9 protein-coding genes are annotated in these 9387 nt (G+C 64.9%); 4 read left to right on the forward strand and 5 right to left on the reverse strand.

Annotation, left to right across the window (positions count from 1 at the left end; all coding sequences use genetic code 11):
* The 5 genes from H8B02_RS41360 to H8B02_RS41380 all read right to left on the reverse strand — a co-directional run.
* The coding region (locus H8B02_RS41360; protein ID WP_229171438.1) for an SMP-30/gluconolactonase/LRE family protein at positions 1-1095 on the reverse strand (1095 nt) is incomplete at its 3' end.
* A complete protein-coding gene (locus H8B02_RS41365) occupies positions 1092-3215 on the reverse strand; it encodes an ABC transporter permease (RefSeq protein WP_229171439.1) in 2124 nt (707 codons plus the stop codon). The genes H8B02_RS41365 and H8B02_RS41360, both read right to left, overlap by 4 nt.
* 78 nt (positions 3216-3293) lie before the next feature.
* Positions 3294-4310 (reverse strand): sugar ABC transporter substrate-binding protein, encoded by a 1017-nt coding sequence (locus H8B02_RS41370; protein WP_092122674.1) that lies wholly within the window; start codon positions 4308-4310, stop codon positions 3294-3296.
* A 41-nt stretch (positions 4311-4351) separates the two neighbouring features.
* A complete protein-coding gene (locus tag H8B02_RS41375) occupies positions 4352-5323 on the reverse strand; it encodes an ABC transporter permease (RefSeq protein WP_207833677.1) in 972 nt (323 codons plus the stop codon).
* Between the two features lie 18 nt (positions 5324-5341).
* The gene (locus tag H8B02_RS41380; protein ID WP_229171444.1) at positions 5342-6049 is read right to left on the reverse strand and encodes a TetR/AcrR family transcriptional regulator; all 708 of its coding nucleotides are present in this window, start codon (positions 6047-6049) and stop codon (positions 5342-5344) included.
* A 415-nt stretch (positions 6050-6464) separates the two neighbouring features.
* Between H8B02_RS41380 and H8B02_RS41385 the strand changes: the two genes are divergently transcribed.
* The 4 genes from H8B02_RS41385 to H8B02_RS41400 form a co-directional block, all read left to right on the forward strand.
* Entirely contained in the window at positions 6465-7235 is a 771-nt protein-coding gene (locus H8B02_RS41385; protein ID WP_229171440.1) for an STN domain-containing protein, read from the forward strand.
* A gap of 47 nt (positions 7236-7282) precedes the next feature.
* Complete coding sequence (locus H8B02_RS41390; protein WP_229171441.1) at positions 7283-7960, forward strand: energy transducer TonB family protein; 678 nt, start codon at positions 7283-7285, stop codon at positions 7958-7960.
* A 201-nt stretch (positions 7961-8161) separates the two neighbouring features.
* Positions 8162-8704, forward strand: a complete 543-nt coding sequence (locus H8B02_RS41395) for an RNA polymerase sigma factor (protein ID WP_229171442.1) — start codon at positions 8162-8164, stop codon at positions 8702-8704.
* 463 nt (positions 8705-9167) lie between these two features.
* The coding region (locus H8B02_RS41400) for a FecR/PupR family sigma factor regulator (protein WP_229171443.1) at positions 9168-9387 on the forward strand (220 nt) is incomplete at its 3' end.

Genomic DNA, 9387 nt, shown 5'->3' on the forward strand with positions numbered 1-9387 from the left:
TGAGCCGACCTCCTCGGCAAGCCCAGCGAGGGGCAGTTTCAGCACGCGGCCCGGTCCCTTGGCGATCAGCACAAGGTCGCTGCCCAGCTCGAGTGCTGCCACGACGCCATGATTGATGCCGTCGACCCGGCTGTGCAGCGAATAGAGCGGCTTGCCGTCTTCGCCCAGCCGGATCACGAGGCCGTAGGAACGCGGCGGCGCCCACGGCTTGATGACGCCCATCGTCTTGATGTGCGCGCCCTGCATCGGCTCCTTGAACGAGAAGCCCGAGCGCAGCCGCGGCGCCACCCAATAGGCCGGCTCGATCTCGGCCATCATGCGGCGCCGATAGGCCGGCTCGCGCAGCACGAATTCGATCAGCTGGGTGCGTGCGGTGAACGCCGTGAGCCAATAGCCGCCGCTGGTGGCCTTCGACAGCCGCGACGGATACACCGGCAGGTGGCCGAGCACGATCTGCGGCGGCGTGCCATCCGCAACAAGCACGAGACGATGCCGCCAGCTCTCGCTGACCAGCACGCCATCGCCGCGCGCGCAGGCGCCGAACGCGTAGCCGAGCTTCGAGGCCAGCGGCTTCACCGATCCGGTCCTGGGATCGAGCCGGAACACCCGGCCGCTCCGGTTGAGCTCCATCAGGTCGCGCGCCCAATCGTCGACGCCGCAGGTCGTCGAGCCGTCGGTCGCGATCAACGCTCCGTCGTCCGCCAGCGTCAACGCGTTGATCGCATTGAAGGCGGCGTCGCTGAACGTCACGCTCGGCTCGCCCGATGAGGGATTGGCGTAGAGGCGCACCTCGCGGCCGCCGAGCGCGACCGCGAGGCCGCCGTCGGCGAGCGCACAAAGCGCCGAGATCGGCCGCTCGAAGCTGCGCAACTCGGTCGCGGTGCTGCCGTCGAGGCCCAGCAGACGCCGGCCGTCGGCGACATAGAGGTTGCGGCCATCGGTCGCGAGATCCTCGGGTGCCTCGCATTCCAGCAGGGTGGTCGCGGCCTCCAGTTTCTGGTTCGGCTTGAGCGCGCCGTCGAACGACGGCACGGTGATGGTGGCCTCGCCACGGCCGAGAAAGCGGTTGGCGAATTCCCTGACGGCCGCGATCACGACAGCTTCCCCCAGCGTTTGTCATACTGCACGAAGTTCGGATCGACATTGTCGAGCTTGTAGCGGCCGATCCGGTTGTTCATGATGCCGCCGAGATAGAGGTAGCCGCGATGCTCGCGCATCGAGGTGATCATCGGGTGGTTCTCGCCGCGAAGGTCCCAGAACGATTCGAGGATCTTGCCTTGCTCGTTGAACTTGACCACGCAGCCGGTGTTGATGTTCGGGAACAGCCATTCGTCGACCGGGACGCGCTTCGCCATGCGGCGGCGGAAGCCGGGCATCTTCCAGGCGAGGTCGAGCGAGGGGCTGCGCATGCCGACCAGCGCCAGCCAGTAATTGCCGTCGGAGGCGAGATTGATGTTGTCGGGATAGCCCGGCAGATTGTCCATCACCACCTCGACCTGGCCCTTCTTCGGCCCCGCGAACCACAGCCGCTTGATTGAGCAGCCGAAGGTTTCGGCGAACAGGATCGACTGGCCGTCGCTGGCGACGCAGATGCCGTTGGGGAATTTGAGGCCGCGCAGCGCAGTGTGCGTGGCGCCGGTCTTGGTGTCGTAGCAGATGATGCGGCCGTTGCCGCGGGCCTCGAGCCCGTCGATCGGCCATTCGTCCATCTCGTAGCGCACGGTGGCTTCGGAGAAGAAGATCAGGCCGTCATCGGTGATGTCGAGGTCGTCGGCCAGCCGCAGGCGGCTGTCGTCGTTCACCGAATGCATGCTGCGATTGGTCTCGTCGGTCGCCTTTTCCACGGTGCCGTCCGGCGTGATCCGGTACAGGCCCATGCCGCCGATGCAGACATAGAGATTGTCCTGCCGGTCGAACGCCATGCCGAGCGGCTGGCCGCCGATATGGGCGAACACCTCCATGCGCTGATAGTCGGGCGCGAAGAAGCGCATGATGTCGCCATGGCGCGAGCCGGCGTAGAGATTGTTGTTGCGGTCGAGGATCACGTCCTCCGGCGCCTCGATGCGGCCGAGACCGATCAATTCGACGTCGCGCAGCTTGTCGTTCTGCTCGAACGGGCCGCCCTGGCCGATCTCGGTGGCCGGGGGCGGCGGCAATGCGTGATAGGTCGGCGCGACATAGACCTTGCTGATGATGCGGGTGCGGTTCTTCTGCCAGCGGATGTCGACCATCGCGGCGATCAGCAGGATGCCTGCGAGCGCCATGCGGTTGATGCCGCCGCGCGCATTGAGCGTGGTCAGGCCGTTGGTGATCAAGAGCACGATCAGCACGCCGACCAGCGATTTGGCGACCGAGCCCTTGCCGCCGCCGAGCGTGATACCGCCGAGCACGGTTGCGGTCAGCACGATCACCTCGAGGCCGACGCCGATGTCGCCGCCGACGGTGCCGAGCCTTGCGGCGAAGAACAGCGCGGCGATGCTGGTCAGCGCACCGCTCGCGACATAGCACAGCGCGATGGTGCGGCGAACCGGAATGCCGGAATTGTAGGCCGAGCGGCGCGAGCCGCCGATCGCGGTGATGTGCCAGCCCGGGCGCAGCCGGGTCATGAAGATATGACCGAAGATCGCGATCGCTATGTAGACAAGGGCGACGCTCGGAATGCCGAGCACGTCGCCGCCGCCGATGAAATTCCAGGACGGGATGTCGGGAAAGGCCGCGGCGATCGAATTGGAGTAGCGCTGGATCAGCAGGTCGAATGCCGAGCGGTAGATGATCAAGGTGATCAGCGTGGTGATGAAGGCGCGCAGCCTCAAGTATCCGATCAGGACGCCGTTGACGGCGCCGAGCAGTGCGCCGCAGGCGAGGGTGGCGACCACCACCGCAGGCACCGGCCAGTTCAGCACGTCGAGCAGATAGAGCGCGCAGAAGTCCGTCAGCGCGAAGATCGAGCCGACCGACAGATCGATGCCGCCGACGATGACCACCAGCGCCATGCCGAGTCCGATGAAGCCGATCTCGCCGGCCTGCCGCGCGGTGTCGGCAAGGCTCGCCGGCGACAGGAAGTGATCGATGGAGCGGCTGAGCGCGAAGCCGACGATCAGCAGAAGGATCACCGGAATGGCGGTCTCGGTCCAACGCTTGGACAGGATCTCGCCGAGGAGATGATCCGGCCAGTAGCGGTAACGCAGGCTCGTCAGGGTGTCGCGCATCGGCATTCCAGCAGGGCGTTGGATTTCGGGAGATCGACGTCCCGGGGCGGGGTGCACCCGGGACGTCAAGCGGACGTGGCCGCGCTATTTCTTCAGGTCACTGAGATTCCAGCACGCGGTCTGGCTGTCGGCGTTCTCCTTGGTGATCGGAATCAGGGTGGTGTATTCCGAACCCTTGATCGAGCCGGCCTTGGCGCCGGACGACAGCAGCCATTTGATGGTGCCTGCCATCTGCGCGGCCTGAGTCGGCACGTCGTAGCTCAGGTTGAGGTCGAAGGCGCCGGACTTCACGAGTTCGCAGGCGCCCTTGCGCTCGCCGCCGCCGGAGGTCGCCACGAACACCTTGCCGGTCAGACCGGCTTCTTTCACCGCGGCCGCGGTGCCGATGTCCATGCCGTCCCAGAAGCCGACGATGCCGCAGAGATCGGGATTCTGCTTCAGCACCGTCTGGGTGATCGCCTTGGCCTTTGCCGCATCCCAGTCGGCCGCCTGGCTCGAGACCACCTTGATCTCGGGATGCTTGGCGAGCACGTTCTCGACGCCCTTGAGCGTGTAGGCGCTGGCCGCCGCCGAGAGCGCGCCCTGCACGATGGCGATCTTGTTCGACTTGCCCTGGCAGGCCTTGACCACGGCCTCAGTGTCCTTCTCGCCGATCTCGATCCAGTTGGCGCCGACGAAGGCCGACGAGCGATAGGCCGATCCCATGTTGATCTGGATGACGTAGATGCCTTCGTTCTCGGCCCGCTGCAGCAGCTTGGCGTAGGTCTGCACGTCCGGATTGTGGATCACCATCACGGCCGGCTTCTCCGAGATCAGCGAGGTCACCGCCTGCGCGCCGGCATTGGTGTTCCAGTTGGGATCGCGGATCTCGAACTTGACGCCGAGCGGCTCGAGCTCCTTCTTCATGCCGGCGTACCAGCCTTCGGTGAGGTCGAAGTTCATGGCGACCGGAACATAGGCCACCGTCTTGCCGGCGAGGGCCTCCTTGAACGGCTTCTGGAACGGCTCGTCCAGGCCCTGCTGGGCCAGAGCCGGTGCGGCGATGGCCGCGAGCCCGAGCGCTGCGGCGATCACCTTGGCAGTCCTGACAGCGTATTTCATTGCTTCCTCCTTGGTCGTGATTGATCTTTTTGTGGCTTGGTTCAGATGTCGCCCTGCTGTGCCGTTTCTTCGTTGCGCGGATTCAGGAATGAATCGGTGATGACGGCGAGCAGCAGGACGACGCCCTTGACGAGGTTTTGTCCGGCGTAGGAGATGTCCATGATGGTCATGCCGTTCAGCATGGTGCCGATCAGCAGCGTTCCGATGATGACGTTGAGCACGCCGCCGCGGCCGCCCGACAACCCGATGCCGCCGAGCACGACGACGAGAATGACGTCGTAGATCAGGGTCGAATTGAAGACGCGGGTCGGCATCGAGTTGACCGACGCCGCCATCACCAGGCCTGCAAAGCAGCCGATCAGGGCCGCGACGACATATTGCAGCACGATGATCGGCCGCGAGGGGATGCCGGTGACGCGGGCCGCATAGGGATTGTCGCCGATCGCGTAGATGTAGGCGCCCCAGCGCGTCTGGCGCAGCAGGAAGGCGACCACCACGCAGGCGATCGCGAACATCACGATCGAGGTCGGGATACCGAGGATGGTGCCTTGTCCGAGCCGCTCGAAGCCCTGCATGCCGTCGCTCCACTGCACGACGTCGAGCTGAAACAGCGCGGCCTGTCCGAGGCCGGCGAGCAGCAGGCCGGTCGCCAGCGTCGCAAACAGCGAAGGGACTTCCGCGTAGGCGATAAGCCAGCCATTGACCAGGCCGAAGGCGATCGTGAGCAGCACGGCCGTCAGCAGCGAGGCCGGCAGCGAGTGGCCGTTCTGCACCATCTGCAGCACGAGACCTGGAGGGACCGCGAGCGCTGCGATCAGCGAGATGTCGATGCCGCGCCCGATCACGACCAGCGCCATGGCGAGCCCGAGGATGCCGAGCACCGCCACGTTCTGCAGCAGCGTCAGCATGTTCTCCGGCGTCAGAAAGCCGCGCAGGAAAATCGAGAACGCCAGGAAGAGCACGGCGAATACGGCGAAGACGATCTCCTGTTGATTGAACCGCAATCGCTTCATTCCTCGTCCTTCCTGCTGCTATGGCTGCGCCGTCGGCCTGGATCTCGTGCGGGAGCCGGTCGTGACGCGGCTCGGCCGCGTCCTGCCGGCGACCGCGGCGTCGACGAAGGCGCCGACGGCGTTGATGTAGGCCTCGATCGAGGTGCCGCGTCGGCGGTACTTCGCGCGCTTGACGTACCAGTCCTGCAGCAGCGGCTTGATCAGCGACGCCGTCAGCGTGACCTGGTCGATGGCGAACATCCCGCTGGCGACGCCTTGTTTGAGGACGTCGGCGATGATCTTCTCGGTCATCACCTCCATCTCGATGGCGCGCTGGCGTTCCGCGGGCGGAAACGACTTTGCTTCCATGAAGGAGAACACGAACCAGGGCTGCATCGCCTCGCTCATGCGAACGTGGGTGGCGATGATCCAGTGCAGGTGCTTGCGTGCATCCTGCTTCACGCTGCCGGGCGGTGCGGTGAGGACCTCGGCGGCCGTTTGGGCGACCTCGCCGAGGATCATCGACAGCAGCGTCGGCTTGCTGTCGAAATAGGTATAGAGGCCGCCCATGCTGAGGCCGGACGCCTCCGCGAGCTGGCGCAGCGTGGTGGCGTGAAAGCCGTGCTTGTTGGACAGCGTGAGCGTCGCGCCGATGATGCGCGTGAGGTTCGGAACGGCGAGATGCGGCTTCTGGACCCGGATGGAATCCCGATGACGTTCGAGAATGCGTGCGCAAAGCACGTCCATCGCGAACGCATTCGTCCCCGGCCGCTGACGCGCGAGACCCACGTTGCCTCCCTGGCTATGTCCCCGGACCATTCATTTGGTTGCCGATCCGGGCCGGGCTTTGCGCCCTTGCTTAATTCCTAGCCCACGAACCGCCGTTCGGAAAAGGGGGATGATCAATTTTTCTGAGAGAGCGCTCGCTCGTTTTTTGGCCCGACGCCGCTTGCCTGGAGTTCGGCGCCGCTCCGGCGCTGTTCGGGAACTTTTCGCGCTGAAAGGTCAGCACAAATTCCCGGCACTCCGGCCGATCACGTTGCCGGTTAGACGGCCGTCACATTCCAGATATAAAGAACGCAGGCTCGCTGGCCGGAAGGTCAACCCGCACAGACATGCTGGCCGAATTTCACCCACGGTCACTTTGGGCCGAAGCAAGGTTATGACGGCAGTTGGATCATATAGTGCACGCGCGGGCGCTGCGATCGGCGCCGACGCTCCGGGAGCCTCCGCAACGTCGCGGTATCTGTTCGGGATTTGTGCTGCGCTGCTGATCGGCAGCATCTGCGCGGTTGCCGCGCAGCAGCGCGACACCGTCACGGCATCCGCAGCGATCGAATTCAACATTCCGGCCCAGCAGCTTGCGAGCGCGCTGCAGGCTTATGGCGAACGAACCGGCGTTCAGGTGCTCTATGAGAGCAATTCTGCGACGGGACGGAAGTCGACCTCGGTCGAAGGCAGCCTCACGCCCGAGGATGCATTGAATGTGCTGCTGACGGGAACCGATCTGAAGGTCCAGTACATTCGTCCGGATGCCATCACGCTTGCTTCGCGCGCCGCGCGCGCCGACCATCCGCCGGCGAGCCCGCTTGCGACCGCGGATCTGTCGCTCGGCACGCTTCAGGTGCGGGCGACCAGTGACGGCAACGATACCGGCGCGCTGCGCGACTACAGCGAAAGCCTGCAGCTCGACCTTCAGAAAGCGTTACAGAAGAATATCGGGTCTCGCGGCGGCAGCTATCAGCTCGTTGTCGATCTGTGGATCGATCCCTCGCGCACGATCCAGCGAACCCAGCTGTTGAGATCGACCGGCGATCAGAACCGTGATGCCGCCGTGACCGCGGCGCTGCAAGGATTGACCGTCAGCCGAACGACGCCCGCGAATGCGTCGCAGCCGGTGCGGATCGCGATCCGGGTGAAATCGTTCCAATGATTGACAACGACACCAGCGGAGCGGATGGCGTGCGCGGCTTGAGGCCGATGACGCTGCTGTTTCATCCCGAGGATCCGAGCGCGTGGACCTCGGGCGAGGTGCTGCGTCTGCTCCTGGTGCCGGCCATCGCGGCCCTGTTGTTCGTCGGGGGAATTTACTGGATCCGGTTGCAGCCTCCGGCTGGACCGGCAAGCCGGGAGCAGAGCTCGATCGTCCAGGTTCGGTTGCTGCCGAGCCCGTCGCCTGCGCCGATTCCGGTTGCGCCCGTGTCGCAGCCGCAAACCGCGACCCTCGCGAGCCGGACCGAGGTGTCGCTGGAGAGCTCCGATCCGCCGCTCGACAATCTGACCGCTGCCCCGGCGCGGGAGCCGATGCCGGCGGAGCCAACCGTGCCGAGCCTGCGTCCGACGCCGTCGCCCGCCGATGCGCCGCCCAACAGTGTCGCCGTGAAATTTCAGCAGGCGCTGCTTCGTCACGTGGCACGCTACCAGCGCTATCCGAACGCGGCGCGGCTCGGTCGGCTGCACGGGGCGGTCGAGACGCTGTTCTCCATGCAGCGGGACGGCACCCTGCTCGAGGTCTGGGTCAAGACCAGTTCCGGACAGGCCGTGCTCGACAAGGCTGCGGTCGACGCGATCCGGCGGGCGCAGCCGCTGCCGTTGATCCCGTCGGCGCTGCCCGACCGGCTCAATATTCAGATCACTTTGGTCTTCGACCCGGCCTGATTCAATTGTGCGGTCGCGTTCGGCTTCGCAAGCGCGAGCGGCAGTTCATTGTTTGGATGTGACCGCGATGCACCAGCTTGCGTGTCGTTCGGTGTCGACTTGTTGCCGTCATAAATGTGTTGTGCGCGGCCGTTACGAGATGGGCAGCTTCAAGAACAATTCAATCTGGATATCGGGCTGGTGTCTGGGAGGCCGCGGAACGTGGCTGAAATCAATCGAGTGCGGCTGCGGGGCCAGCTTGCAGATAACTACGACGGCCTGGTCAAGAAATTGACCCGCCGTCTGGGATCGTCGGACTTCGCCTACGAGGCCCTGCACGAGACGTTCCTGCGGCTGGAGCGGGTCACTGACGCCGTGCCGATCCGCAGCCCCGCCGATTATATCTTCCGTATCGCGATCAACATCGCCCGGGATCGCCAGAAGGCGCAGAATCTGCGCGTCAGTGCGGCCGAAATCGATTCATTGCTCGACGTCAGCGACGACGGACCGAGCCCGGCGCGAATCGTCGAGGCGCGCTCCGATATTGATGCCTTCAAGCGGGCGCTGGCCGAATTGCCGGAGCGGCCGCGCGATGTGCTTTATAGCATTACGATCGAGGGACGGACGCCGAGCGATGTGGCAACCCGCCTCGGTGTCAGCGTGCGAACGGTGGAAAGCGATTTGAAGTTGGCCCTGAGCCATTGTGCCGATTGCCTCGATTATACTCTGATCCGTCGTCTCGGCGGTCCTCGTCCCCGTACGTGATCGCATTCGCCGCGGCCGCGACGCGCGCCGTCACGCGGAGCCGGCCGTCGAAATTTGTTGCCGGAACTATTTCCAACAACTGCAGGCGCTTGACCTGAAATCAGGGGGCACAAGCTGCAGGATTTTCAACCTCTGTTCTGCGGGATAGCGGGCTTTCCGTCGTCTATAGGGTAGAGAGCGATCTCATAAGGACCGTTTGGGTGCCTGGGAAAGGTTCGCCGGAAGTGTTGCGCCGCTTGAAAACACGTACAGACCTGATCGGCCCGGCATGCGATCGCCGCGCGGCCTCCCGGCGCGCGACCCGGAGCAAGCTGCGATTACCGGATGTTTCTGCCTGCGTTGTGCGCAACGGCCGATTGCGGTGCCCTGCTGCCGTCGGAATCGTCTATATAGCGACCTTCGCTATGTGCTCGACGCGATCGGGAGGTTGAGGTTTGGCGAGCAGGGTGATGAGCGATCCGTCGTGACCGAGCCGACCCGCACTTCCGGGCCCGATCCGTTGCTGGATGAGGCGCTTGACTGGGTAGTTCGGCTGAAAGCCGGCGCGCCGACGCGCGCCGACGTCGACGCTTTGCAACGCTGGCGCGCGCAAAGTCCCGACCACGAGGATGCTTTCAGGGCGGCTGCCCGGCTGCTCCGCAGCGCCAGCGCCGCGGCAAAGGAACTCGCCGATGAGCAGGCCG

This window comes from Bradyrhizobium altum (assembly GCF_020889705.1).
GTDB lineage: Bacteria > Pseudomonadota > Alphaproteobacteria > Rhizobiales > Xanthobacteraceae > Bradyrhizobium > Bradyrhizobium altum.

Excerpts from the sequence above, each read along its gene's own strand:
- H8B02_RS41365 (WP_229171439.1), bottom strand. The coding sequence starts at position 3,215 with ATGCCGATGCGCGACACCCTGACGAGCCTGCGTTACCGCTACTGGCCG.
- H8B02_RS41370 (WP_092122674.1), bottom strand. The coding sequence starts at position 4,310 with ATGAAATACGCTGTCAGGACTGCCAAGGTGATCGCCGCAGCGCTCGGG.
- H8B02_RS41375 (WP_207833677.1), bottom strand. The coding sequence starts at position 5,323 with ATGAAGCGATTGCGGTTCAATCAACAGGAGATCGTCTTCGCCGTATTC.
- H8B02_RS41380 (WP_229171444.1), bottom strand. The coding sequence starts at position 6,049 with ATGGACGTGCTTTGCGCACGCATTCTCGAACGTCATCGGGATTCCATC.
- H8B02_RS41385 (WP_229171440.1), top strand. The coding sequence starts at position 6,465 with ATGACGGCAGTTGGATCATATAGTGCACGCGCGGGCGCTGCGATCGGC.
- H8B02_RS41390 (WP_229171441.1), top strand. The coding sequence starts at position 7,283 with ATGACGCTGCTGTTTCATCCCGAGGATCCGAGCGCGTGGACCTCGGGC.